This window comes from Fibrobacter sp. UWB5, from assembly GCF_002210295.1.
GTDB lineage: Bacteria > Fibrobacterota > Fibrobacteria > Fibrobacterales > Fibrobacteraceae > Fibrobacter.
In genome coordinates, this window is sequence record NZ_MWQH01000002.1 from 211,309 (window position 1) to 237,599 (window position 26,291).

Genomic DNA, 26,291 nt, shown 5'->3' on the forward strand with positions numbered 1-26,291 from the left:
CAGCCTAAGCAATCAAGCTTAAAATAATCGGGGTGACAATCGCGGTAAATAGGCCCGCAACTCCGATGGAAAGGCTACTCATGGCGCCTTGGACTTCGCCCATTTCCATAGCCTTGGTGGTGCCGAGCGCATGGCTTGCGGTACCGATGGCAATACCCTGGGCCACCTTGTGCTTGATGCGACAGAACCTGCAGACGGCAGGAGCGGCCACGGCGCCTGTGATTCCCGTAATGGTGATGGCGATAATGGTAACAGGCGGGATGCCGCCAATTTGTGCTGACACGACGGAGCCCATGGGAATCGTGATGGACTTGGGCAAGAGCGAAAGCATGAGCGTGTTGCTGAGGCCGACGAGCTTGCTTACGACAATGACGCAGGCAAGCGAGGTGAGGCTGCCCGCAAAAATACCGGCGAGGATCGGTTTCCAGAACTGCTTGAGCTTGGAAATTTGCCTGTAGAGGGGGACTGCAAGCACTACGGTGGCGGGGGAGAGCATGACGGAAATGTAGTCGCCGCCCACATTGTAACTTTCGAGGCTGATTCCTGTAATGAGCAGGAATCCTACAATCAGGATGTTTGCGATTAGGAGCGGATTCAGGAAGGAATACTTGAATTTTTTGCTAATGGTGACACCGATTTCGAAGGTGACTAGCGTGAGCAAGATTCCGAACAGGGGAGAATTGATGATGGCGTTCATTTTTGCCCCCCGTTTGCCTTGTTATGGGATGCTCGGTCGGCGAGGCGTTCTGCGCGCAGGGCCAAATTTTCGCGGTATTCCTGTTTACGGATGAACAATTGCGTAACGCGGCCGCCAACGGCGATGGTGACGAGCGTGAAGGCGATGCAGAGGAACAGCAAAAGCGGCCACTTGGAAAGGACTTCGTCGCCGACGGCCATGATGGCAATGCTCGGTGGTAAAAAGAAAAGGGCCAAGTGGTTCAGGAAAAAACTCGATACTCCCGAAATCTGCTCCGGCTTGATTATTTTTGAACAAAGTAAAATTAGGAGCAGGACCATGCCGATAATGTTCCCCGGGAGGGGCACGCCTACGATGCGGTGGAGAAATTCCCCGGCGACGCAAATGGCGAAAATCACGGCAAGTTGGAGCGGTATTCTCATGACGGGTGCAAATGTAGAAAAGTATATTCTATATTTCATGTTATGAAAATCGTATTTATGGGAACGCCGGAATTCGCGGCTTGTTTTTTGAAGCATCTCAAGGAATCGGAATTTGCTGACGTGGTGGCTGTGGTGACGCAACCTGACAGGCCGGCAGGGCGTGGGCGCGTGTTAACGCCGCCGCCAGTGAAACAACTGGCGCTCGAATACGGGCTGCCCGTACTCCAGCCGATCGACTTGAAAGCCCCCGAATTCGAGGACGCCCTGCGCGCCTTCGATGCGGACTTGTTCGTGGTCGTTGCCTATTCGATTTTGCCGAAGAATATTTTGGCGGTTGCAAAGCATGGCGCGGTGAATGTACACGGCAGCTTGTTGCCCAAGTACCGCGGGGCTGCTCCTGTGCAGCGTGCGATTGCCGACGGCCTTAAGGAAACCGGCGTGACCGTGTTCCGCCTAGATGAAAAGATGGACCATGGTCCGATTCTTGCGCAGAAGACGGTGGTGATTGACCATCAGGATACGACCGCTAGCCTCTTGGAAAAGATGGTGGCACCTGGCTGCGAAGCGCTGGACGATGCGATTCACCAGTTGCTGGAAGGTCGCGAAAAGGACTTGACGCAGGACCATGCGCAGGCCAGCGGCGCCCCGAAGCTCAAAAAAGAAGAAGGCTTGATCGATTTCAACTTGCCTGCTGCGGTAATCCACAATAGGATTCGCGCCTTCAATCCGTGGCCGGGTGGCTATGGAAAGCTGGGTGGCCGTATGGTTTACTTGCGCAAGACGGACACGCCGGAGAACGGTCCGAAACTGGCCCCGGGCGCGGTGGAATTCAAGGATAACCGATTCTACGTGGGCACGGGCGAAGGCGTGCTTGAAGTGATTGAAATTCAGGCCGAAGGCAAGAAGCCGATGCCGGTGGCCGACTTTATGCGCGGAATCCAGAAGCGTGAAGGACTTTGCTTTTGCTAGATGAATCCTTGAAAGAACGCATGGAGGCATTCCGCGTCCTTGTGCTTTGGCAGAAGGACGGTAGCTTTATCAAGGAAAGCGGACTTTCGCCTTTTGCGATGGAACTTGCCTTGGGCGTATGCCGTAGGCATTTGTATCTGCAATACTTTTTAAAGACCCTCGTAAAGAAAATGCCTTCGCTTGAAGTGGCGACGGTGCTTGAGATGGGAATCTTCCAGATGTTCTTTATGGAAATCCCGGACCATGCCGCCGTTTCGACAAGCGTGGAGCTTGCGAAGGCGGCGAACCTTCAAGAAGGTTCCGCGCGGCTAGTGAATGCTGTGCTGCATGCCGCGCGCAAGTCCGGGCAGCCGGCGCTCCCACCTCAAAAGGTGCGGCGCGTGTCCATCGAGAATTCGGTGCCCGAATGGCTGGTTCGCAGGTGGTTTGACATTTATGGCGGAACACGTGCCGAAACGCTCGCCAAGGCGACGCTTGAGCGCCCCGTGGAATGGATTCGGGTGAATCTGCAGAAGACTTCTGCGCCGGTGCTTGCCCAAAAGCTCGGGCTCATGGGCGCAAGCATTCTTTACGACCGCTACATTCAAGTGCCTGCCGACGCAAAGCTCAAACCGATTCTGGAATCGGAATCTTTTACGAAGGGCGAATTCAGCATGCAGAATCCGTCTGCTTACGAAGTCGTGAAGCTTTTGGACTTGAAGCCGGGCCTCAAGGTTTGGGACGCGTGTGCGGCCCCTGGTGGTAAGGCAGCCCTTATGGCCGAGATGGATTCTTCGCTCGATATTCTTGCAAGCGATGTATCTGAAGCTCGCGTGCTCAAGATGCATGATCTTGTAGACCGCTTAGGACTTGCAAACGTTCGCGTGGAATGCCGCGATGTGCTTAGGGGCGTTGCGGGCTCTCCCGCTAGAAGGGGTAGCGAGCAACGGAATCGTGCGAGCGAGGGGGAGGCTTCCCCCTTTGATAGAATTCTCCTCGACGTGCCTTGCAGCAACATGGGCGTGATTGCCCGCCGTCCGGAATCGGTTTACCGCATCACGCCGGAATCGGTCAAGGAACTGGCCGAATTGCAGTACTCCATTTTGCAGGCCGCCTCGGCAAAGCTTGCTCCGGGCGGAATTCTGGTGTATGCGACGTGCAGTCCGGACCCTGAAGAGACGACTAAAATTGTGAACCGATTCGTGAAAGAAAATTCCGAATTTGAAAAGCTTGGTGACGCGGTGCTTCCGGGTGCCGAAGATTCCCGCTTTGACGGATTCTACGCTCAGGCTTTGCACCGAAAGTGAGCCGAAAGTAAAAGGAATTTATGGGGAAATTAAAAAGCATTTTGTTGATGGTGGCGGGTTTTGCGCTCGCTGCATTGGCCCAAGAAGATTCGGCCAAAGTCGAAGATATCGCGTTTTCGAAGGCGTATCTTGGAATTGAAGGCGGTGAGGTTTATCCGTTCGGCGATTTGATTGACGCTGTAGAAAATACCTTGTATGGCGGACTCAATTTCAGGTATTCTTACTGGAAAAATGTCGATGGCGTGGTGATGTTCCATTACGCCTATTTTAAGCCGCGTCCGGATGTTGTGCCCTATGACGGTGTACACCAGGCTTCGGGCAAGCTCGGGCTTGATTGGCGGTTCCCGGCGATTCACCCGATGGTATTTGGCGGCGGTTTTGCATGCAACTGGACTCGTGCCGATTTGGATGACGATGTCGTGAAAGATGAAATCTATGAAAAACCGGGAGGCACTTTGGGCGACAACGAAACGGAATTCGGTTGGTATGCCCGTTTGAACGTAGTGCTTTGGAATCTTGAAACGTACCGCGTGGGCTTTAATTTTATGTGGGAAGAAATCTGGACCTTGCCTAAGCGTTCTGATATGTTGTATGCCGGCATTTATGTAGAAAGGAAGCTTTGGTAATGAAATATTGTTCTTTGATTTTGCCGCTTCTTTTGTCTGCGGGTATTGCCGCGGCCCAGATTCCTGTCGAGATGGAAGGCATGGAGTATGAAACCCGTGCCGACGGAACTTTTTTGATTGGTGGCCCGACTTTTGCTTTTGATAGAGTGTTGGGTGCTGGCGGTGTTCATTCGGAGAGTGAACTCTGGACACCTGCCAAGTTGCGCGACCGCTTGCTGTTTAATCGGTGGTCTGGAACGCCGAGCTGGACTCCGCTTGATCCCGGCGTCTGGATTAAGACGGGTAATGAACTTGGTGACTTGATTTACCAGGATTTTCTTACCGATAAAGACGATCGGCCTGAAAATAGAACGCCTATATTGGAAGGCGGTTTCCGCAGCCCGGCTTTCCATGGGTTGTGGGCGACGGCAAGATTTTTCCAGGATGACCACTTTTGCAGTGGAGCCTACGCTTACCGCCGTGATATGGTAGAGGGCAACTATACGCACTTGGGCGCAAACTGGGCCATGTTCAGTACGGCTTACGGAGGCCTCGGTTACACGAACTCGTTTGTGAATGCGTCGGTACTTGCTGGCGAAGAATACTTGTGGACGTATACGGCGACCTCTCGCTGGATTCCCTCGCATTACATGCCGCGTGTAGAGGCGCGTGCCGACATCAAGGACTTGTCGGTGACGGTTGCCTACGAAGATATCGAGTACGAAAACTTGCACAAGAAAGAAGAGGGCGCCCGCAAAGAAGTGAATGGCTCCGTTTACTACAAGTGCGGCAAGGCTTGCGAAAAGGGAATCTTCCAGATCGGGGCCGGTATGGCGTTCCGCGCGGTGGAAGACGAAGGAACGGTTTACACTGAACTTGAAGAAGATCGCGTGGCATGGCCGTTTATGGAATTGCGCGTGCAGCCGGTGCAACGCTTGACTGCCGATGTGACGTTCGGCGTGAACGAACGCGATTGGCTTGTGCAGGACAGTATCCAGTTTGTGGCTCCGGCGCCCGAAAACATGGGTGTCGTGGTGGGCGTCAAGAATATTTCGGGCTCACGCTTGAATCCGCTTGCCGATACGAAAGAATTTTATGATGGCCGCGAAATTGACTTGACAGCCGATGGACAGATGAACTTGATTCAGGCCTATGCCTCGTATGTGGACACCTTGGCGGGCTTTGTTTCTATCGGTGGTCGCGGAAGCCTGTGGGCGGAACATGGTGCCGAAACTTTTGACGTCAAGGAAATCTACTATCGCGAAAGGTACGATTTGACCACGCGTTACGGCGATGTTTCTCGTATCGATGATTGGATTAAAGGCGTGACGGCGGAATTGTGGTTGAATACCTGGTACCGCGACATGTTCAAGTTTGCAGCGATGGCAGGCTTTGAACACATTGAAGGCCCGGTTGACAATGCCGAAGTGACTCCGGCGGAATTCTATACGGGCTTTACGGGCGACTGGCTTTTGAACAAGACTTTCAAGATCAGCCATTCGTTGCGCTACAGGAGCGACGCCAAGTGGAATTTGCGTAGCCAGAACCCGATGGTCGTAAAGGGCGACTGGGCGTGGGACGCTTCGTTCTCGCAGATGTTCCCGAAGTACGGTATTATCTTGACGGGCACGCTCATGCATGTGCTTGCAGATGAAAACATGGAAACGGTGAACGGCGGCTATGACCGCATCCGCTTTATTTGCCAGGCGAAGAAGACGTTTTAGAAGAAGTAATTAAAGATGTGAAATGTGAGATGTGTAATGAGGAATTATTCATTTCACATTACTCATTTCACATTTGCCTAAAGTTTCGCCAATGCTTTTAGGCAGAAACTGTTCGCAAAAAATTCTTGGGTCTGCGCAATGCTGATCCACCGAAGCTCCGGCGCGCAATGTTGCGGGGCTTTTGTTTTTAGGCGGATGTGCAGGACGTCGCATTCGATTTTATGCACGGTGATGTTGTGCTTGAATTTTCCGATGATTTGAATGCTTTTGACCAGGTCTGCGTTAATGTAGGCTTCGGCTTGGGCGGGTAAGCCTGCAGCCGCGTTGCGCGGCGATTCGAAATGCGGCAACGTGAATTGGTTCTTGAAAAATTTTTGCCCGCCGTGGACGGCTAGAATCTTGCGGTCGGCACTTTCGATGACGAGTACGGTACCATGCCAGTCTTTTTGAATGTGCTTTTTTGCGGGAGGAAAATCGGCAGTGCGGTTGTCTGCGAAGGTTTTGCAGGCCGCTTGCAGGGGGCAGTTCGCACAATCGGGGTTCTTGATTTTGCAAACGGTGCGGCCAAGCTCCATCAAGGCTTCGTTATGCATGTAGGCCTTGGGCGAGTCCGCGATTTCGCGGGCGTAATCCCAGTAGGTTTTTAGGGCGTCCTTGGATTCCGTCGGCAAAAAGTCGAGGGCGTAAAGTCGTGAAAAAATGCGTACCAGGTTGCCGTCGAGAATCGCTTCGCGCTCGTGGTAGGCGAGGCTTAAAATAGCGCCGGCGGTGTATGCTCCGATACCCGGCAATGCTTCCAGTTCCTTGCGGGTACGGGGAAATTCCTTGCTCCCCGCGACGATCTTTGCCGTCTTTAGAATGTTCCTTGCGCGGCTGTAGTAGCCCAAACCCTGCCAGTATTTGAATACATCTTCTTCAGACGCCTTGGCAAGTGTCGCTACATCGGGAAATCGCTTCATCCAGCGCGTAAAATAGTCGCGGACGGTAGACACCTGCGTCTGCTGTAACATGGTCTCGCTGATCCACACCGCATACGGGTCGCGCGGGGCGTCTAAATCGCTCAAGCGCCACGGTAACTCAGCCGCATTCTTACGAAACCAATCTCGCAAATATTTTAAGATTGCCTTATCCATGTTTTTAATAGCGACGCTCATACCTCAGAGGTGCGTGGCACCGCGCTCGTTGCTCATATCCCGTATGCTTCGCGCTTCAGTTTCCTAAAGAATTCGAACTGGGCCTTGGTCGAAGATTGCATGGTGTACTTGAGGCTGCGTTCGTGGGCGACCTCGCGCATCTTGGCGTAGGCTTCGGGCTGTTCAAGGTACAGCTTGCGGCATTCTTCCAAAGCGGTCAGCCAGGCGTCTTCGTCAATTGGCAAGATTCGGCCTGCGGCTTCATCCATCACGATGTCGTGCGGGCCGCCGTAATTGCTGACAATTGCGGGCGTGCCTGTAGACATGGCTTCGACGACTACGTTTCCGAAGGTGTCCGTAACGCTCGGGAACAAGAAGAAGTCGGAATCGGCGTAAAGGCTGGCGAGCGTTTCGCCGCCCTGTTCGCCTGCAAAATGCACGCTGTTGTCGCCTTCAAAGAACTTCTTGATTTCTTCAAGATACCAGCCGTAGCCCACATACATGAGTTCTACGTCGTTGTGCTTCGCGGCGAATTTTTTCCAGACTCCGTTCAAGAATTCCAGATTCTTTTCTTTAGAAATGCGTCCGATGAACGAGAATCGCACCTTGCGGTTTTCGTTCTGGATTGCCTCGGTTGCGCCGTTGTACTTTTCCCAGACGCCCTTGCCGCGCAAATCGCGCGAGAATTTTTCAAGTGGGAGCCCGCGGGGCAAAATTTGCACCTTGTTTTCGGGTACCTTCAACTGCGTCGTGAGAATCTTGGCGTAGTCCTTGCAGGGACTTACCACGGGCTTGGTCATGCCGTAGAAAATCTTCATGAGCCAAAGCACAAAGTGGAACATCCATTTTGCTTTTACGAGTGTGCGGGTGTAAGTCGGCACGTCGGTGCGGTAATGGCTAAAGACTTTGATGCCGGCAACTTTGGCGCAGAAGCATACGAGCCATGCTCCTGGGCTTGGCGTTTCAAATTCAATCAAGTCGACGGGGTAGCGCTTGAGCAGTCTAAGTACCGGACCCACGCGCGGAATGGCCAGTTCGCTGTTCGCATACCCGAGCTGCTCCATGCTGAACAGGCGCGGGAGCAAAATACAGTAGCCGTTTTCGACGACACCGCAGGGGCGCGTGTTGAAGGCATTTCCGGCGAGGAATGCATGCATGCCGTGGGCGCGCATGTAGGGAATCACGTTTCTCAAGTTGTTCGCGATTCCGTTCGTTTCGTCCAGGTTGTCGGAATAAAAAAGGATTCGTACATCGTCAGCGGGGTGCTGCTTGCGTTCCTTTTTCAGGTAAGAACGCAACTTTAAAAGCTTGGGAATGTTCAGAATCAGCGAACCGAAAACGATGGGCGGAATCATGCCCGTGCGCAGGTTTCCGGGGGGTTGGTGCTTGAAACCGAACATCTTCTTGAAGGTGCTCGTGACGGTGCGTCCAAAGATAGCCGGACGCGAGTCGAGGACATCGGTCGGCTTAAGCTTTGTTGAATTTGACGCAGTCGGCATATTTCACTCCTTTGCCACCGAACAGGTCCAAGGCCGATCCGATGGTGAGATCAATCGTTCCGTTTGAAATTTGCTTACAGTGTTTCAAGTCGGCAAGCGACTTGGCGCCGCCCGCATAAGTGCAAGGAATGGGGCTGTGTTCGGCGAGGAACATGATCAGTTCATCGTCCATGCCCTGCTGTTTTCCTTCGACATCGGCGGCGTGAATCAGGAATTCGTCGCAATAGCGAGAAAGATCTTCGAGCGTTTCGGCGTTGACTTCGATGTCGATGAGAGTCTGCCAGCGGTTAATCGCGATTTTCCAGCGAGGTTCTTCTTCGGGAGCACTCACGCGCTTGCAGCTCAAATCGAGAACCAGGTGCTCCTTGCCTACGGTCTTGGAAAGCAATTCCAAGCGTTCGCGGTCAAGCTTGCCTTCGGGGAAAATACAGCTGGTCACAATCACGTGGCTGGCTCCGGCATCCAGGTATTCCTTCGCGTTCTCGGCGGTAATGCCGCCGCCTACTTGCAGTCCGCCAGGGTAGGCGGCGAGCGCGGCTATGGCGGCTTCGGTGTTGCCCTTGCCGAGCATGATTACGTGACCGCCCTTGATTCCGTCTTTCTTATAGAGCTCCGCGAACCAAGCGGGGGAGCGGTCTGTTTCAAAATTCGTCTTGAGACCCGTGCCGCTGTCGTTCAGCGAACTGCCTACAATCTGCTTTACACGTCCGTCGTGCAGGTCAATGCATGGGCGAAACTTAGTCATCAGTCTTTAACTCCGGTAATACACCAGTCTAATTTTTTTCCGTGGCTTGCGTCGCTGCGGCCTCTATAGAATAGGACTTCGCCGCCGGCGGCAATCTTGAAAGCCTTCTTGGCAATCCAGCCGTCTACTTTGTCCAAAAGGCTTGCCTTCTGGAGCGTTTTGGCGACACTGAACTTGAGTGCGGGAACGCTTGCGTCTTGCCATTCAAAGGTCAAGTCGCTCTTTGCGAATTTCTTGCCGTTGTAATTGTCGTTGCCATCCTTGATGGCCTTGGGCTGGGCGACCTTGATTCCGGATTCGTCTTTGTAGAGCGCGTATCCGAAGGGCTCGCCTTTTTCGGTGAGCGAAATGCGGCCAGCAAACAGCGGGGAGCGTGCGCTTGTGCTAAAGTTAATGGAGCGTGCCGCCATGTCGGTGGCCTGCGCGGTTTGCCAAGTCTGATCCATGTAGGCGTAGCCCTTCACAGCGATAGTGTCTTCGTTGTAGGCGATTTTGCCTGCGACTCGGCCGTAAGGAATGTGAACGTATTGTCCGAAACTTTCCTTGCCGATTTTCCACACGCCGTTGCCGGGAACTTTCCCGATTTCAGCTGATTCAAAGGTCACGTCGAGCAGGAATTTGCCACCCTTGTCGGCGGTAAAGTACACACGGTGATCTTTGCCCGGCTTGTGTTCCATCTTGTATTCGCCCTTGATGTCGATAGTGGCCGAGGCCTTGTCGGCCTTAAGGCGTTCGGGCGGATACTGGCGGCCTACGGTATACGTCTTGCTCTTGAAATTCCAGAAACTCATGTCGCAAGCGACTTTTTTGCCGGAGCCCGGAATATGGAGCGTGGAATAGTTGATGAAGGCGCGGGTGCCGTTATCGAAAACGAACTGATAGCTCCAGGTTTCGTTGAATTCCTTGGCGCTGTTGCTGTGCGGCATAAAGTCATCGACCGATACGCTGCGCACGGAACCCTGCGGCGCTACCACATCGCCTGCAAACGCAAGCGACGCGCAGAGTGCAGTCATAATTGCTATCAGTATAGATTGCTTCGTCACTATCGTTCCTCGCAATGACGCGTTACAGTCTCAAGTCCTGTCCCATGCCGAGCTTGAGTTCTGTACGACGGCGTAATACCATTTCGTTGAACAAGTCGGTAAGGCAATCTTCGATGCTGATCATCGGTTTCCAGCCCATGCTCATGGCCTTTTCGGGGTTGCCGATAAGGAGCGGAATGTCGTTGCTGCGTTCGTAACCCGGGTCGAAACGGAAGTCAACGCTCACACCGGCGATGTCGACGAGCATTTCGGTGAGTTCGCGGAAGGTATACGACTTGCCACAGCAAAGGTTGTAAGCTTCGCCCGGTTCGGACTGGTTCAAAAGCTGAATCATACCGCGTGCCACGTCTCGCACGTCAATCACGTCGCGGCTAATGTCCAGGCTGCCGGAATAGATTGTCGGTTCCGTGCCGTAATACTTGATCTTGACAAGCTGGTAGGTAATGGAGGGGATTACGAAACGTCGGCTGTGGTGCGGACCCGTAAAATGGAAGGGTCTTGCAAACACCACGTGCAACCCGTAAGCGTTCTTGAACTGGTTGCCCAGAAGTTCCATGCAAGCCTTGGAGGTTGCGTAGGGCGTGAGCGGATTCGGGGCGTCCGTTTCTTTGTGCAAGTAGGTAAGCTGGTGGTCGGTACGGCCGTAAATTTCGCTAGAGCTCAAAAGCATCACCTTTGCCTTGGGGCAATTCTGGCGTACTGCTTCGAGCAGGTTCTGGGTGCCGAGCAAGTTGATGTTCAGCGTTTCGTATGGCTTCTTGTAGCTGAGCCCCACCGACGATTGGCTCGCCAGGTGGTAAATGTGCGTTGGCTGCACGAACTGAATCACGTCCTGCATGTGCTTGAAGTTCAGCAAGTCGCCATTCAGGTATTCGACGCCATCGACCTTCTGCCAGGGCTGCGGCTGTTCGTCGCTAAAGCTGTACAGATCGTGCGTCGTTCCCACGAGGCTCGACAGAATGTGGTAGCCCAGGGCACCTGTTCCACCGGTTACAAGAATACTCATATTCATACACTCCTATTGAGCATTACTTAATAGCTCCCCAGCTTTGAGTAATGATATCTTTATCGATGTTGCTTACTTTTTCCACTTCTCCAATCTTAGTGGGCAAAATGTATACACGTTTGCCCTTTTCTGCCTTCTTGTCAACAGCCATGGCGTCCCATGCGGCTTCCACGTCGATATCGTATTTCTTCGGGAATCCGAGGTCGTCCAAGAGTTTGTTCTGACGAGCTTCTTCTTCGGCGGTGATCTTGCCCAAGAGAACTGCCGCGCGGGCGGCCACGCGCATGCCGAGCGACACGGCGATACCGTGCGTGAACATACTGTAGTGCGTCAAGTTTTCGATAGCATGCCCGAAGGTATGCCCGTAATTCAAAATAGCGCGCAGGCCTGCTTCCTTTTCGTCGATGCCGACGACTTCGGCCTTGATGGCGCAGCTACGGTAAATCAGGTGCTTGAGTACGTCGAGGTCGTGAGCCTTGATCTTTTCGACGTTCTGTTCCATATAACGGAAGAATTCTTCGTCGTAAATCACGCCGTACTTCACGATTTCGGCGAGGCCTGCTAGGTATTCCGTTTCGGGCAAGGTGCTGAGCACGGCGAGGTCGCAGACCACAGCCTTGGGCTGGTAGAATGCGCCAATCATGTTCTTGCCTTCGGGGTGGTTCACGGCCACCTTTCCGCCTACAGAACTGTCGACCATGCTCAAAAGCGTTGTCGGGAACTGGATGAACGGAATGCCGCGTTGGTAGGTGGCTGCACCGAAGCCAGCCATGTCGCCGACCACGCCACCGCTAAACTGCAACAGGCAGCTCTTGCGGGTGTAGCCGCGGTGAAGCATAAAGCTGAACAGCTGGTTCAGGTTGTGCAAAGTCTTGTTCTTTTCGCCGGCCTGGAACTTGAAAATCGGGCAACGTCCGGCCTGGCCTCTCAGTTCGCCAATCATCTGGCTTTGTACCTTGGCGATGTTCGTGTCGGTGCACACCAGGAAATCATGGCTCGGCGTGAGCTTGAGGCTTTCAAGCAAAACGCCTGTTTCGGGAATGATGTTTTTGCCGATAAAAATGGGGTAGCGTCCGCCACTGCTCGGGCACACGTCCAGCGCATGGCTGTTCCAGAAATTCAGGATGTACAGGATGCGCTCGATGACGTGGTCTTCGGTATATTCGTCAGAACTTTCCACGCTGAAGTCGGCGTTCGCGTAATTCTTTTCGCGTTCCTTGAGCATCACCTTGATTTTTTCGAGGCGTTCTTCGTCGCTCAAGTTGGCAAGCAGGGGGCGCGTGTTCTTGCGACCGATGCGTTCCGAAAGCACTTCGGGCTTTGCCCACAGGCGAATGATGGTGCCGTTTTCGCGGATGACTTTGAGGTTGTCCGGCTGCGTGAGAGCGCCACCGCCCAAGGAAATGATGTGCGGAGTTTCTTTCTTGGCGAATTCGGCAACGACTTCGCGTTCCATTTCGCGGAACTTGGCTTCGCCGTCCTGTTCAAAAATCTCGCTGATGGTCTTGCCGGCACGTTCGACGATAACGGCGTCGGTATCTACGTAGGGGCGGTTTAACCGTTCTGCCAGGGCGCGTCCGGTGCGGGACTTTCCGCTTGCCATGAATCCGGTGAAAAAGATGTGCTTGTTCATATCAGCCCTGCATTCCTTTACGCATAATCTGTGCGAGTTCGTCGTTCGTCTTGTTTTTAGTTTCTTCGGGGAACCATTTTCTAAAACTTTCGATACCCTGGTGCACCAGCATGCCTTCGCCGGTTACGACCTTGCAGCCTTTTGCCTGGGCTGTCTTTAACAGCTTGGTCATGGGCGGTGTATAGACAATGTCCATCACGGCCTGACCTTGGTGCAAGGATTCTTCGGTTAGGGGAGACTGGTCATCGTTCGGGGTCATGCCCACGGAGGTCGCGTTGATGATGATTTCGATGCTCTTGGATACGGCAGGGAATTCATCGAAGGTGGCGACTTGGACCTGGGGAGCCTTGCCGTTAAAGAACTGGTTCAGGCTGTCGGCGAGTACCTGGCCTTTTTCGCGGTTGCGGCACACGATGGTGAGCTGGTTCTGCATCTCGGCCAGCGTGTAGGCGATTGCCTTGGCGGCTCCGCCGTTTCCGAGCAGGGCGACCTTCTTGTTCGAAGGCTCTACACCCGATTCCTGCAGGTTGCGAATGCATCCATAGGGGTCGGTTGTCGTGCCACATAAAGTGCCACCGACAAGGCCGTCTTTCCAATACAGCGTATTGACGCTGCCGGTAAATTTCGAAATGTCCGAAAGTTCGTCTACAAGGTCCATGACCGGGGTCTTGTACGGAATCGTGACATTTGCCCCGCGGAACTTCATGGCCCTAAATCCCTTGATGGCGTCGGCCAGATTTTCGGGCTCCGGGGCGTAGGGCAAATAGGCCGCATTGATGCCTAATGCTTCAAAAAGGGCATTATGCATCAAAGGCGACTTGCTATGACCAACAGGATGACCGAAAATGCAAAGAGACTCGGTCTTTCCATTCAATTTTAACTGGCTCAAAAAAACCTCTTTTTTTACAATATAAAGATATATAAAATTTGGAGAAGAAATGGATTGTTCTTGACATAGTGTTTTTTATTTTTGCTTATATTTAGTTAAGAAAAGTTAACGGGCTGTATCTTTTACGGAGGGGTCACTAAAATGAAATTTTTCAGCCAAAACAAGAATGGAAATGTCCTTGCGAATTTGCTGAAAGTAGGCGCTGCAACGGCTGTGTGCGTATTCTTTGCCGCCTGCGGTGATGATTCTAGTAGCAGTGGTCCGTCGGATCCTGATGATGAAGTAGAAGAAAACGTAGAAAAGCCGGAAACAACGTCTTCGTCGAGCGTGAAGCCCGATGGAAAAAGTTCTAGCAGTGAAAATACCAAGGCTGGCAACTCTAGCAGCGTCAAAAGCGATACGAACAGCTCCGGTAGTGTCAAGTCCGATAACAAAAGTTCCAGTAGCGGCAACGGCAAGGCTAATAGCTCCAGCAGCAAGGAAGATGCGGATAGTTCATCCAGCATCAGTTCCTCCGACAGCGAGACTGCTAAGAGCTCCAGTAGCAATGAAAAGACCCCTGAGAGCTCCAGCAGCGATGAAGAATCCGATCCTTTCAAGGTAGAGATTGATTCGATACCGCCTGTAATTGTTTTTGACAATTTAGTCTGGATGGCCGAAGACCTGACACATAATGGATCAGCTGATTTCACTTTGCATGAATCTTCTTATGCCTGCCCTGCAGGTTGGCGATTGCCTACGGAAAACGAATTGATGAATATTGCGCATCGGTCAGGGGAATTAGGCGATTTGTTCGGAACAGGAACAGAGCCTAGATACTTTACGACAGGTATCGGTGGAAATGGCGTGGCTCTAACCTGTAGCGAAAATCGGGCTAGCTGCATTCTCCGGGAGCTTATTCAAGATGAATTGGACAGCCGTATTCGCTGTGTCAATGACGATGTTGCCATAACGGCTTCTGAATGTGAGTGCACCGCTTCGGAACCGGCAGATAATTCCGTCACCTGGAGCGTCACTGGTTGCAAGGAAGGGGCCAATGAAATTTCCGGCTACACTTGGGACTTCGGTTCCAACTCTGCAAACGTAACAGTTTCCGGAGCTGAGGCGAAAATGACATTTAACTCGGTTGCTTCTGTGACTCCGCTAGTCAAAGTCAATAGCAAAATGAAGGTTGGCGACGAGTTCGTTAAGATTCCGCAAAGGGTGGCCTGTCCGATGGTTCGCGCCGGATTCTCCGAGTCTGCAATTGTATTCAAACACGGATCAAATGAAAGCGTAAGTCTTTCCGCAGGAACATCTTATACAGCCAGACTGGATGGCGAATGCGATCAGTACGCACCCCCAGAGATTACCTGTGAATCATCTTCTGGTGAACCTAATTCTGTTACAATTGATGGCCAAACCTATTCAGGCACGGGTTATCTTATTTCGAAATTGCTAGACCGAAGCGTCTGCGAGAAGGAATTTACAATCTCGGTATCTGAAGATATGGACTGCTACATGCGTTTCCAGTAAAAACGGGCACCTTGGCACGAGCCTAAATATTTACTAAATTTGGCGCCTATGAATCCGAATGGCGCCATTATTGTTCAGAGTAATATGGAAATCATGGTGGAGGTCGATCTCCCCACTTATGAAGCGGCTCGCGATGCAATCGCCCCGTTTACCGAATTGGTCAAAAGCCCCGAACACCTGCACACCTACAAAATTAGTCCCCTGAGTCTGTGGAATGCGGCTTCGACGGGACTCCGTGCACCGGAAGTGCTGGAACGCCTTGAAGGTCAGAGCCGATTTCCGATTCCTGAATCCGTGGTGACAGAAATCCAGGATTACATGGAGCGCTACGGTCTGCTCCGCCTTAAAAAGGATGGCGACAAGCTGATTGTCGAATCTGACGACAAGTACATGTTCACCGAAATTTGCCACCTCAAGGAAGTGGAACCGTACATTGTCCAGTTTATAGACGATTTGCACGCCGAAGTGGATCCGGAACGCCGCGGTCACTTGAAGATGGCTCTTACCAACGCCGGGTTCCCGGTCGAAGACTTGGCCGGTTATACCGTGGGTGACCCTCTGCCGATTCACCTGCGCGAAACGACTGTTGGTGGCAAGCCTTTTGCCCTCCGCGATTACCAGAAGGAAGCGGCCCAGGTGTTCTACGCCAGTGGTTCTGAAAAGGGCGGCTCGGGCGTGATCGTGCTGCCTTGTGGTTCGGGTAAGACCGTGATTGGCCTTGCCACCATGGCTTTGGTACAAACTAAGACTTTGATTTTGACGCCGAACATTTCGGCTAGCCGTCAGTGGATTCGCGAAATTTGCGACAAGACGGACTTGACGCTCGACCAGGTGAAGGAATATTCCGGCGAAGTCAAGGAAATCGGCCCCGTGACGGTGGCGACCTACCAGATTTTGACTCAGCGTAAGCGCGCCAAGAAGGCTGAAAACGAAAAGACCGATTCGGACTTGGACGATTTGACCGAAGAAGAAGTCAAAAAGGAACTGGCCAACTTCCCGCTGTTCAGCCAGGAAAAGTGGGGCCTGATGATTTACGACGAAGTGCACTTGCTGCCGGCTCCGGTGTTCCGCCTGAGTACCGAAATGCAGGCCACTCGCCGCCTGGGCCTTACGGCAACGCTCGTGCGCGAAGACCACAAGGAAACCGAAGTATTCAGCTTGATTGGCCCCAAGAAGTACGACATTCCGTGGCGTATTCTGGAAGCCCAGGGCTGGATTGCTACCGCCGACTGTAACGAAATCCGTATCCCGATGGATGCGGAACTCAAGATGAAGTATGCACTTGCTCCGGTGCGCGAAAAGATTACGCTCGCTTCCACCAACCCCGAAAAGACGGATATCGTGGAACGCCTGCTCAAGTACTTTGACAAGCCCGATGACCGCGTGCTGATTATTGGCCAGTACATCGACCAGCTCGAAGCCCTTTCCGAAGACTTGCAGATTCCGCTGATTACGGGTAAGACTCCGAACAAGGACCGCGAAAAGCTTTATGCCGCCTTCCGTAACGGAACGCAGAAGAACCTGATGGTGTCTAAGGTGGGTAACTTTGCCATCGACTTGCCTGATGCTAACGTGCTCATCCAGATTTCGGGTACCTTTGGTAGCCGACAGGAAGAAGCCCAACGTCTCGGTCGCGTGCTTCGCCCCAAGAGCGACGGTGGCGCGGCGCATTTCTACAGCATCGTGACGCAGGATTCCAAGGAACAGGAATTTGCCATGAACCGCCAGCTGTTCTTGACCGAACAGGGGTATGCGTACAAGATTATCAAGCGCGGCGACTGGGATATTCTGGCTCGAACTCCTGAAGAGTTAGCTGCTAGAAAGTAACCTCGCTATAAGTGTCGCATAACTTCGTTCTCGGACTCGTTCTGCTCGCTTCTAGCTTCGGTTTTGTTTCTATTTAGAATAAATCTTTTTTGGCTTTTCTGAATTTTTAGTTACCTTTGTGAAAGTAACTAACCTGTGGGGAATTGTAAAATGAAAAGTCTATCTATTCGTGGCTTTGCTGCAGTGAGTCTTGTAGCAGCGTTTATGTTTTTTGGATGCTCTGACGATTCTTCTCCTGTTGTGACGGATGATGAGACTGGTGCCTTGTCGTCTTCGGATGATTCTGTGGTTGAATCTAGCAGTTCTTCTAAGAAAGTTTCAAACAGTTCTGCTGAGGAAAAGTCGTCTAGTTCTTCGAAGAAAACGAAAAAATCGTCCAGTAGCACAGTAGAGGATGATGAAATGGATTCTAGTAGTTCTCTTGAAAAATCCAGTAGCAGTGAATTGGTAATTGTTGTTCCTGATCAGAGCGACTTTACTATCACGGCCTCGGAGCTAGACTCTAGAGTGGCTGGCGATGAAGTTCGCTTCAAGGGAAAATTCATGTTGAATCTTCTCGGCGATTCTACCGTCATGGACAGCTCTTTAAACATCGCCTTTATCGGTATCGAATATATAGTCGCTAAGGGTAATGATGTCAATAACATGACTATTGCTCCTGTAGCTGTTAGCTCCAATCAGATTCTCTTGCCCACGCAGAATGCCATTGATCTGAACTCCACGAATTCTGCTCGCGTTTCTATCAGCTTGCTGGATCCGGGATTCACCGAATGCGGTACGTACTGCCTTATTATTACTGTGACGGCTACTTCCGGCGACATGGTTTTTCAGAGAACCGAAATCATTCCGTTTGAACGAGATGCTGCCGAATATTGTTGGGGCGAGTATTCATCATCATCTACCGTTCAGGTTAAAGAAATCCCGATGACAACTTGTCAGGTTGAACTTTCTACGAACGTGAATCCGGGGGTTGACCTAGCTTACTGCGTCGCAGTGCCTGCCGCAGGTGCTGCAACGGCAGACATAATCTTCGAAAAGGCTGGTGATGTGACGAATCCGGAACTTTCTTCAAAAAGTGGCTCGGGTCTTCTGTTTTCCCCAATTACCAATGGAGACCTTCCGCCGTACACCGACGATTACGAAGTGGATATCTGGCCGGAAGACATGAATGCGGATCGTTCTCCGGCAACGGCCTACGTGAGCGACTTCAAGTTCAAAGCCATCGAAGGCACGCAGTTGAACAACATGATTCAGAACTTCAACCAAATCTATGTTGCCAAGGCCCCAACCTACAATGCTGAAACTGGTGAGGGCTTCTACGCCTTCGCAATTACCGATGCAACCGAAGGCATTGATGGCGATTACACCTTTAAGGTCAAGATATACAAAGTTCCTTAAAAATCAAAAAATCCCGCTCAACGAGCGGGATTTTTTCGAGCCACCCAGCAGATTTGAACTGCCGACCTGCTGATTACGAATCAGCTGCTCTACCAGCTGAGCTAGAGTGGCATGGTAGGCCAAAATTAGCAAAACGGCCCTAATTTGTCAAGGTGTGCTGACAACACATTAAAAATTTTCTATGATTGGAGCACGAAATTTAACATGGACGTTTAATATGGCAAACGAATCGAATACCAACAATTCTGAAATTAAGGAATTTTTTGTCGCACACGGCTCCAAGGTCATTGCCGCCCTCGTGGTGATTATGGTCATTGTGGTGGGCGTGGTGCAGTTCCGTGACTATCGTAAGGCTGCCGCTGCCGAACAGGCCGAACTCCTCGGACCGGGCATGACGCTCCTTTATGCTAATCAGAATGACTCCGCTTTCGTGGAATTCGAATCCAAGATCAATTCCGGCAAGCTTTCCGGTGTGGCTCTGGCCAAGGCAGCTCTCTATGCGGGCAATATCAAGTTCCAGGCTGGCGACTTTGACGCCGCTGCCGTGTTCTTCCAGAAGAGCCTCGACAATGCCGGTTCTGTTGCCTTGGTCCGCTCGGCTGCCATGCATGGTCTTGCCTCTGTGAAGATCGAAAAGGCTGACTATTCTGCCGCTGCCGGTCTGTTGGAAAAGTACATCTCTGAATTTGCCAAGCGCACCGGCGACCAGGAAGACCGCTTCCAGAAGGACGAACCGGTGGACGAGGTCCCGATGGTTGCTGATGCCATGTGGAAGCTCACTCTCGTTTACGACCAGCTCGGTGCTGCCGACAAGGCCAAGCAGACTGCAGAACGCATTCTCACGGTCTACGGCGACAACCAGGCTTATGCCGACAAGGCCAGAAAGTTCCTGAATATCTAATCAGTTCAGCTTTGAATTTTAAGAAGGGCAGTCGTTTGACTGCCTTTTTCTATTTCAGGTTGTACGCCGTGGTGGGATTCATTACGCCATGGCAAGCTTCCATGCGACGATGTAGAACGCGTAGTAAAGCAATAGCCCGATTCCGTCTATGGTTGAAAGCGGCGTTCCCCAACGGAGCGCCTTTTTGCTTGGAATGAATCCGCAGAAAAGTCCGGCGATGAATCCGTAGGCGTGGCCGAGGATGTCGGCGTTTTCGCCGAGTCCGAGGAATACGGCAAGGGATGCCGCGCCGCAGAGCGGCGCGAATCGCCGGAGCAGGCCGTGCGTTTCCTTGGGCATGAGCCTGAATTCAATTACCGAGAGGCAACCGATGGCGGCGAATACGAATGTCGAAAAACCGAGCGAGCGAAAGTCGGTCTTTACCGTAAGCGAGACGCAAATGTTTGCAATCGCGGCCGCGACGGCGATAAACGGCGCAAGCCGTAGCAGCGGAATGCGGAAGGTGATCATGTTCATCACGATGTAGCCGCATATTAAATTCGAGGCCAGGTGCCTTACATCGCCGTGCAAAGTTTGTGCGGTCAGCGAACGCCACCATTCGCCTTTAAGAACTTTAGTCGCGTCCGAAACGCCGGGCGTATGCAGGTTCATAGCGTCCGTAAAATCAATCAGCGTGACAATCAAGGGCGCGAGCAATACCCAGAGCGGTTGCAGGCTAAAACTCAAGGGAATCGGCGGGTTTTCTTCTTTGGGCGGATTTTCCTTGCGGTAAAGAGCCAACTGTAGGCGTGCAAATTCTTCGTGTTCGGGCAAAACAAAAATCAGAAACGGGCCTTCGATACTGCGCAAGAGCCGGTGAGAAATTCCCTGCGAAAGTAACACCAGGCTGTCATCGCGAATCTGGCGGAACGTGCCCTCGGACACGCAGACAATTTCAGGGTATTCAGGTTCCTGCGCCTCGGGCGAATCCTGCGCATCACTCACCGAAGCCGCATTCGTTCCTGCATTTTTCGATGCTTCGGGAGTCGGCGTTATGGATTGTACCTGCAACCCTTCTTTCGGGATCTCCGACGGAGAACGCATGTAGCGCGGCCGTAAGGGCGACATAAAGCGTGGCATGGTTCCTCCTAAAGTACGGCAGCCGAGGTCATGGCAAACTTGCCCGTCGCGGTTTCGCATTCGGCGCGCAAGTAAGCGAAGTCATCGTTGTTGACGGTAAGGTCTGTATTTGCGCGGGCGGCTACGACGCTTTCGATGCACAAGGTTTCTGCCTTGGCGAGCTTGCCGCTTGCAGAACGCTTGCGGCCGAAAATGCGGATGTAGCGGAAGGCGCCTCCAAAATCTTGCGTATTGCGGGCATGGAATGTCACGGTCTTTTCGCCGCGTTCCCACCAGAGGGCTGGGCCATCGGTGATGTAGCAGTTGTCTCCCGCGAAAGCCTCGTTAAGCGATTCAAGCGAAAGCTCCTGCGATTTTACGACCGTTCTCACTTTCCCGAAAACATGTTCTTGGCTATGCCCGAGCGAAATCAGCGGCATGTTCACGAAGGTCGTTTCGTTCAAGTCGCCATGGGCATCGTTGCCGCCGATGGGCAGCAAGTAATTGCCTTTGCCGAGTTCTTCGATCCACCATTCACGCCCGAGCTTGAAGCCTTCATCGCGAATGCCGTTCCAGAACTGGATTCCGCGAATCTTGTGGGCGGCGTCCAGGTTCAAGTCCTTATGGCTCCAGTAGCCGCGACGGAAGATGAATTTCTCGAGGTAGCCCATGGGCTGCATGGGGTGTGCGGCAAAGCAATGCGCCTTTGTCATTTCCAATAGCTTGGGAATCTTGAAGGTCGGCTTGTTGTCGAGCCAGTTGCGCCCGCAGTCGCCGAGCCCGGGCAAATAGCCTTCGGGGCCGAGGGCGGTCATGTGCACGTTTTCGCCCTTGGAATTGCCGGCCGAAACTTCTTCGCCGGCAATCATAAGCGGCATGCTTGCATTCTGGTTCAGCTTGCGGACTTCTTCGCGGAGTGCATCGAAGCGGGTGAGCGGAGTGTCCGCTTCTTTGGTATAGTCTTCGGTGGTGTAGGCAAAGTCGTAGGCGTGATCGGTACAGCTCACGAAATCGAGCCCGACGGCTTTGGCCGCCTGTTGCATTACTTCGGGCGAGGCGCCGTGTTCCACGTGGTCAGCCGAGTAGTGCGTGTGGCAATGCATTTCGCCGGCGACAAATCCCGGCGCCTTAGGCGGTTCTTCGGCAAGCACGTGAATCTTGAGCGGCTTGGGCTTTAATCCGGGGTAATTCCAGCGGGTAAAAACTTTAGTGGCGGAGCGTTCACCGCTTTCGCTGATTCGCTGCGCGTAAATCTTGCAGTCCAGTTCGTGAACGCCTGGCTCCAAGTGTCCGAGCTTGATCGGGTAAAAGCCAAATTGCTCCTTCGCCTGTATCTGTAAGTCAAAGGTCTTGCCGTTGATTTCCGCCTTCTCGATAAGCGTCGGGAACCGATGCGCGTCGCGGACCACCACCCATAAAGTCGGTTCTACGCCCGGCACAAACTGGAACGGGGCGTCGACCAATATTTCGGGCCACGGCTTGTACAGCAGCGACCACGGAAGCTTAAACTTGAAATGCGTCTCGGCGTAATGCAACTTTTCGCCCGGAATAAAGCTCATTATTCCTCCGGCTTGTCATCATCATCGTCGTCTTTATCTTCAACCGGCTCCGGTTCGTTCCAGAGCCCAAAACCGATACGCACTTGCATGGTGAGTCCGCCAATGTTCCACTTGGCCTTTTTATCGGGACCATCGGGGACAATCTTAGAGAATTTCTTATCGGATTCAACCTTGATGCTGCTGAAACCGATATCGCCGTAAATGTTGAAATTTTTCCAGTTCGCAATCAGGTAGCCGACGCTTACGCCAAAGCCTGCGCCAAGGAGCGGCGTCTTTGCTTCCATTTGACCCCAGGTGGTGTAAATTTCGGTGCCGGGCAAAACCCAGTACCAGCGCACGGCGATGCTGAACAGGCTTTCGCCCGAAAGCGTCATGAAGTTGCGGGGGATGCCGAGTCTGTATTCCAAAAAGAGCGGCATGCCCTGAATGGTATAGCTGTAATTGTGGGTGCGGTTCTTGCGGTCGGTAAGCACCACCGATTCATTGTCGTAAATGAAACTGACGCCCGCGCTAATAAAGTTGTCCTTGAAAAGCTGGTATTGGATTCCTGCCGAGATCGGGAAGCAGAAGTTCACTTTCTGGAAATCCTGCTTGGCGACACTCAGCGATTCGCTTTCGTTTACGGCGTCTTCCCTAAAGCTGCGGTAGAGCGTGTCGATGGCGTTCTGGAAGTATTCGCGTTCCGGAAAGTCCAAAAAAGAAACGGCTGGCTGCAAAAAGATCGAAAGCCTGGAACGGTCGCGGGTCGATGTTTCTTCGGCGGCCATCGCAGATGCGGCAAGAACTGCCACAAGAACTATGTACAACAAACCTTTCGTCTTTCGTCTCTCTAAGTTCTAAGCTCTACCGACTAAGTTCTGACAATTAGTTCTGCATTTCGCGGTCTTCCTTGAAGAATCTCTTCTTCTGGGAATCCTTTTTCATGCGCTTGGCAAATGCAATTTCGGCCTTGTCGATTTTCTTTTCGGTCTTTGCAATCTGCTTCTGGATTTTCTTGTCGTCGGGGTTTGCCTCGTTGCGGGCAATGTTCAGGTAGAGCTTGGCGGTTTCGAACTGGTCAAGTTCGTTGTAGGCCTGGGCAATCATGAACAATGCTTCGGTGCGGCGCTTGCTCTTGGGGTAGGTTTCCAGGAATTCCTTGAAGTAAATCACGGCGGCCTGGTACTTGTCCATGCGCAGGTAAAGTCTTGCGGTCTGGAATTCCTTTTCGGCCAAGCGTTCGACGAGCAGGTCGTAGTAGTAGTTCACCGAGTCGCGCAGCGGGGAATCGGGGTAGTTCGACAGGTAGCGTTCAAAGTCCTTCATGGCGATCGTCGTGTTCGCTTCGTCGCGGCTCACGCGGAATTCCATGTTGAACGAAGAAATGGCTTTACGGAATTCGGCGGTTTCGATGAACGGCGAACCCGGGAAGTTCAAGATGAAGCTGCCGTATTCACCGCGGGCTTCGATCCAGTCTTCCATGTTGAAGTAGCTTTCGGCCATCAAGAATTGGGCCTGTTCCATGTAGCCCGTGCCGGCGCAAGTCGAAAGGATTTCTTCGAGCCTGTCTGTTGCACGACCGTACTTTTCTTTCTTGAAAAGTTCCTCTGCGCCTTCATAGCGAATTCGGCACCACTCGGTGTGTTTCATCTTGCTTTTACCGCTAGAAGAACAACCGACCAAAAATGCAGTTTCAGCTAAAATACAAAGGAATAAGGGAATCTTTTTGAACAGGTTCATTTTTTTTCTTTGGTTAATTCTAATTTTACCCCCGTAAAGTAGAAAATTTTGTAAGTTCAGAAAAATGATTTTAGTCCGCTACGTGTTGAAAGAGCTCATAGGCCCCTTTTTGGCGGCTCTTTTTGGAATCACGTTCCTGTTCGTGGTGGACTTTTTGGTCAAAATCCTCGATAATGTGCTTTCCAAGGGGCTTCCGGCCTCGACCGTTCTTGAAATCTTCGCACTAAACCTGGCGTGGATGCTTTCGCTGTCTATTCCGATGGCGGTGCTTGTGGCAAGCCTCATGGCCTTCGGTCGACTTTCGGGCGACCAGGAAATTACGGCCTGCAAGGCGGCGGGTATTTCTCCGCTGTCGCTCATGCGCCCGGTGCTTTTGGTGTCGATGCTGATCTCGGTTTTGATGGTGGTGTTCAATAACTGGGTGCTGCCCGAAGCGAACCACCGCTCGGTGGAACTCATGAATGCCGTGTCGCGCAAAAAGCCGCACGTGTTCATTGATGCCGGCCGACTCATTACGCAGTTCCCCGACGTACAATTGTGGGTGAACCGCATCGACCCGGTGTCGGGTACTTTGTACGGAATCCAGATTTTCGAAATGGAAAAGAAGGGCGCCCCCCGTATCGTGTACGCCGATAGCGCCACTATGGAATATGAGGATAACGGTGCGACGCTGATGCTCCGCCTGCGCAGTGGTGAAACCCACATGACCGATGCGGATAACCCTGAAAACTATTTCCGCATCCGTTATTTCTCGCAAGACCTCGCCATGAAGAACGTAGATGACCGTCTGGAACGCCGTAGCCGCAGTTACCGCAGCGACCGCGAAATGCCGATCGAGATGATGACCGAAGTGGTGGAAGATGCCGAAAAACGCTATGTCGAATTCAGGGATCAGGCTCTCGAAAAGAGGTTGAATACGCTTGTGACGTTGCGAGATGATGTCTTGGGCGATTCCATTGTCCCGAAGTCGGGCGAAAGCGGAACGAAGATTGATTCTATCCAGCGCAGGCGGTCCTTGCAACGACTTCGCGTGCAAGAAATTGCGGCGCTCCGCACCACCGAAAGACTGTACAGCCGTATGGAAACGGAACTCAAGCGCAAGGCGCAGTACACGGTCGAAATCCACAAGAAATACAGTACCGGTTTCGCTTGCTTTATCTTTATTCTGATTGGTGCCCCTCTTGGCATTATGGCGCGTAAGGGCGGTATCGGTACGGGTATTCTCTATAGCCTTGCGTTCTTCGTGATTTACTGGATTTGCTTGATCGGCGGCGAAAACATGGCGGACAGGCTCTTGATCGATCCGGTGCTTGCCATGTGGGCGTCGAACATTATCATCGGAACCTTCGGCATATTCATTACGGTGGCCATGGTGCGCGACCGTTTCTCGGGCGATTCCAAGTTCTTTAGGGCGATTCGCGCTGTGGGCGGTTTCTTCAAGAAAATATTCGGATTCTTTACCAGGAGGATTGGATGAAATTCTCCCGGTACATGATGTGGAACTTCTTGAAGATGTTCCTGCTGGTGCTCTTGGGCGCAATCCTGATGTTTGCGGTCATTGACTTTGTGGGTAACATCAAGACCTGGCTTGCCCGCGACACCAAGGATGCAATCGATTACTATGTAAGCTACCTGCCTTACATGATTTACTTGATTTCGCCGGTGGCCCTGTTTATTGCGGTCCTTGCCTCGATCGGTAACATGACTCGCCACCTTGAAATGAGCGCCATGCAAAGCTCTGGCCAGGCTCCGTTCAAGACCTTGATTCCGATTTTCGTGTTCGGCGTGCTGGTGTCTATCGGTTCTTACGAAATGAGCGAACTCTGGCTCCCTGACGCAAACCACAAGCGTCTGGAAACCATGGAGACGAACGCCCAGAAAAAGAAGAACCCGCGCATCAAGGAAAAACGCGACTTTACCTTTATCGATAGCGAACGCGCTAGCTGGTTCTTTAGGCATTATTCCGGCAAGGGCCGCTTTGGTCGCGACGTGGTTTTGCTCCTTCGCGAAGACGGCCGACTGGTAGAACGCTACGATGCCAAACTGGTCCGCTGGATTGAAGAGCCGCCTAAGGATTCGCTCGATTCTATCGCAAGGCTTTCTAGCATTGACCCGCCGCCGGGTTGCTGGCAGTTTGAACGCGGGCACCGCCGAGAATTCCATAAAGACGGTACGGTGAACGTGTTCCCGATTCATCGTGAAAAAGTCTGTGACAAGATTACGACTCATCCGGGCGACTTGATTAACGAACGCCAGACTGCCGACGAAATGGATTCCAAGATGGTCATGGCTAGAATCAACGTGCTGCGCCGTTCGGGCGAAGACACGCGCGCCATGGAAACCGCACTCCAGTTTAAACGTTCTGCCCATTGGATGAATTTGATTGTACTACTCATCGGTGCAGCCCTTTGCCACCGCTATAGTCGTTCTGGGGGTCTTTCCCAGAAGTTCGGGGTTGGCCTCTTGATAGTTTTTAGCTATTATATTCTTGAAAGAATTGGCTTAAAGATGGGAGAAAATGGTGCGCTTTCGCCTTTTTGGGCGGCATGGATTAGCCACTTTGTATATGGCGGCGTCTCGGTGGTAATGTTGTACCGTTCCTTCCGTTTATAGTGGGATAAGT

23 protein-coding genes and 1 tRNA gene are annotated in these 26,291 nt (G+C 52.3%); 10 read left to right on the forward strand and 14 right to left on the reverse strand.

The features are described from left to right. Positions 1-4: 4 nt before the first annotated feature. Together B7989_RS05300 and B7989_RS05305 are read right to left on the reverse strand one after the other, a co-directional pair. Positions 5-697: an LrgB family protein gene (locus B7989_RS05300; RefSeq protein WP_233144258.1), complete on the reverse strand. Its 693-nt coding sequence runs from the start codon at positions 695-697 to the stop codon at positions 5-7. After that, the gene (locus B7989_RS05305; protein WP_088627525.1) at positions 694-1,119 is read right to left on the reverse strand and encodes a CidA/LrgA family protein; all 426 of its coding nucleotides are present in this window, start codon (positions 1,117-1,119) and stop codon (positions 694-696) included. Before B7989_RS05305 ends, B7989_RS05300 begins: the two co-directional genes overlap by 4 nt. 42 nt (positions 1,120-1,161) lie before the next feature. Here B7989_RS05305 and fmt point away from each other — a divergent pair, with 42 nt between their 5' ends. Genes fmt through B7989_RS05325 form a run of 4 tightly spaced genes read left to right on the forward strand, consistent with a single transcriptional unit; the run spans position 1,162 to position 5,703 of the window. Beyond that, the gene (fmt, locus tag B7989_RS05310; protein WP_088627526.1) at positions 1,162-2,088 is read left to right on the forward strand and encodes a methionyl-tRNA formyltransferase; all 927 of its coding nucleotides are present in this window, start codon (positions 1,162-1,164) and stop codon (positions 2,086-2,088) included. Further along, on the forward strand, positions 2,082-3,374 hold the full coding sequence (locus B7989_RS05315; protein ID WP_233144259.1) for a transcription antitermination factor NusB: 1,293 nt from the start codon (positions 2,082-2,084) through the stop codon (positions 3,372-3,374). Before fmt ends, B7989_RS05315 begins: the two co-directional genes overlap by 7 nt. A 20-nt stretch (positions 3,375-3,394) precedes the next feature. After that, the gene (locus B7989_RS05320; RefSeq protein WP_144264971.1) at positions 3,395-4,000 is read left to right on the forward strand and encodes a hypothetical protein; all 606 of its coding nucleotides are present in this window, start codon (positions 3,395-3,397) and stop codon (positions 3,998-4,000) included. Continuing rightward, positions 4,000-5,703: a hypothetical protein gene (locus tag B7989_RS05325; RefSeq protein ID WP_088627528.1), complete on the forward strand. Its 1,704-nt coding sequence runs from the start codon at positions 4,000-4,002 to the stop codon at positions 5,701-5,703. The genes B7989_RS05320 and B7989_RS05325 overlap by 1 nt, the downstream gene beginning before the upstream one ends. Before the next feature lie 77 nt (positions 5,704-5,780). On the opposite strand, the gene B7989_RS05330 is transcribed toward B7989_RS05325, so the two are convergent. The 7 genes from B7989_RS05330 to aroE all read right to left on the reverse strand — a co-directional run bounded on the left by B7989_RS05330 (position 5,781) and on the right by aroE (position 13,651). Further along, positions 5,781-6,812 carry an A/G-specific adenine glycosylase gene (locus B7989_RS05330; protein WP_233144260.1) on the reverse strand — a complete coding sequence of 344 codons (1,032 nt, stop codon included), beginning with the start codon at positions 6,810-6,812 and terminating at the stop codon, positions 5,781-5,783. A 77-nt stretch (positions 6,813-6,889) separates the two neighbouring features. Further along, entirely contained in the window at positions 6,890-8,335 is a 1,446-nt protein-coding gene (locus B7989_RS05335; protein ID WP_088627530.1) for a glycosyltransferase, read from the reverse strand. Beyond that, complete coding sequence (gene hisA / locus B7989_RS05340) at positions 8,304-9,080, reverse strand: phosphoribosylformimino-5-aminoimidazole carboxamide ribotide isomerase (RefSeq protein WP_088627531.1); 777 nt, start codon at positions 9,078-9,080, stop codon at positions 8,304-8,306. The genes B7989_RS05335 and hisA overlap by 32 nt, the downstream gene beginning before the upstream one ends. Beyond that, positions 9,080-10,093, reverse strand: coding sequence for a hypothetical protein (locus B7989_RS05345; RefSeq protein ID WP_088627532.1), 1,014 nt, complete (start codon positions 10,091-10,093; stop codon positions 9,080-9,082). The genes hisA and B7989_RS05345 overlap by 1 nt, the downstream gene beginning before the upstream one ends. A gap of 52 nt (positions 10,094-10,145) precedes the next feature. Next, entirely contained in the window at positions 10,146-11,129 is a 984-nt protein-coding gene (locus B7989_RS05350) for a GDP-mannose 4,6-dehydratase (protein ID WP_088627533.1), read from the reverse strand. Positions 11,130-11,151: 22 nt separating this feature from the next. Further along, positions 11,152-12,762, reverse strand: a complete 1,611-nt coding sequence (gene aroB / locus B7989_RS05355; protein ID WP_088627534.1) for a 3-dehydroquinate synthase — start codon at positions 12,760-12,762, stop codon at positions 11,152-11,154. Position 12,763: 1 nt separating this feature from the next. Beyond that, on the reverse strand, positions 12,764-13,651 hold the full coding sequence (gene aroE, locus B7989_RS05360) for a shikimate dehydrogenase (protein ID WP_233144261.1): 888 nt from the start codon (positions 13,649-13,651) through the stop codon (positions 12,764-12,766). A 141-nt stretch (positions 13,652-13,792) separates the two neighbouring features. Between aroE and B7989_RS05365 the strand changes: the two genes are divergently transcribed. From B7989_RS05365 to B7989_RS05375, 3 genes are all read left to right on the forward strand, one after another. Next, positions 13,793-15,166, forward strand: a complete 1,374-nt coding sequence (locus B7989_RS05365) for a hypothetical protein (protein WP_088627535.1) — start codon at positions 13,793-13,795, stop codon at positions 15,164-15,166. Positions 15,167-15,214: 48 nt separating this feature from the next. Further along, positions 15,215-16,993 (forward strand): DNA repair helicase XPB, encoded by a 1,779-nt coding sequence (locus tag B7989_RS05370; RefSeq protein ID WP_088627536.1) that lies wholly within the window; start codon positions 15,215-15,217, stop codon positions 16,991-16,993. A gap of 150 nt (positions 16,994-17,143) precedes the next feature. Further along, positions 17,144-18,391: a hypothetical protein gene (locus tag B7989_RS05375; protein WP_144264972.1), complete on the forward strand. Its 1,248-nt coding sequence runs from the start codon at positions 17,144-17,146 to the stop codon at positions 18,389-18,391. 38 nt (positions 18,392-18,429) lie between these two features. Here B7989_RS05375 and B7989_RS05380 read toward each other — a convergent pair. Continuing rightward, positions 18,430-18,502 (reverse strand) — tRNA-Thr (locus B7989_RS05380). 106 nt (positions 18,503-18,608) lie between these two features. Here B7989_RS05380 and B7989_RS05385 point away from each other — a divergent pair. Continuing rightward, positions 18,609-19,292: a tol-pal system YbgF family protein gene (locus B7989_RS05385; RefSeq protein WP_088627538.1), complete on the forward strand. Its 684-nt coding sequence runs from the start codon at positions 18,609-18,611 to the stop codon at positions 19,290-19,292. Between the two features lie 81 nt (positions 19,293-19,373). On the opposite strand, the gene B7989_RS05390 is transcribed toward B7989_RS05385, so the two are convergent. The 4 genes from B7989_RS05390 to B7989_RS05405 all read right to left on the reverse strand — a co-directional run bounded on the left by B7989_RS05390 (position 19,374) and on the right by B7989_RS05405 (position 23,668). Beyond that, complete coding sequence (locus B7989_RS05390) at positions 19,374-20,411, reverse strand: rhomboid family intramembrane serine protease (protein WP_233144262.1); 1,038 nt, start codon at positions 20,409-20,411, stop codon at positions 19,374-19,376. 8 nt (positions 20,412-20,419) lie between these two features. After that, positions 20,420-21,949, reverse strand: a complete 1,530-nt coding sequence (locus tag B7989_RS05395; protein ID WP_088627540.1) for a PHP domain-containing protein — start codon at positions 21,947-21,949, stop codon at positions 20,420-20,422. Then, a complete protein-coding gene (locus B7989_RS05400; protein WP_144264973.1) occupies positions 21,949-22,740 on the reverse strand; it encodes a hypothetical protein in 792 nt (263 codons plus the stop codon). The genes B7989_RS05395 and B7989_RS05400 overlap by 1 nt, the downstream gene beginning before the upstream one ends. Positions 22,741-22,813: 73 nt before the next feature. Next, the gene (locus B7989_RS05405) at positions 22,814-23,668 is read right to left on the reverse strand and encodes an outer membrane protein assembly factor BamD (protein WP_088627542.1); all 855 of its coding nucleotides are present in this window, start codon (positions 23,666-23,668) and stop codon (positions 22,814-22,816) included. Positions 23,669-23,732: 64 nt separating this feature from the next. On the opposite strand from B7989_RS05405, the gene B7989_RS05410 reads away from it, so the two are divergent. Both B7989_RS05410 and B7989_RS05415 read left to right on the forward strand, forming a co-directional pair. Beyond that, a complete protein-coding gene (locus tag B7989_RS05410) occupies positions 23,733-25,145 on the forward strand; it encodes an LptF/LptG family permease (protein ID WP_088627543.1) in 1,413 nt (470 codons plus the stop codon). Beyond that, the gene (locus B7989_RS05415) at positions 25,142-26,281 is read left to right on the forward strand and encodes an LptF/LptG family permease (RefSeq protein ID WP_088627544.1); all 1,140 of its coding nucleotides are present in this window, start codon (positions 25,142-25,144) and stop codon (positions 26,279-26,281) included. Before B7989_RS05410 ends, B7989_RS05415 begins: the two co-directional genes overlap by 4 nt. The last annotated feature ends 10 nt before the right edge of the window (positions 26,282-26,291 follow it).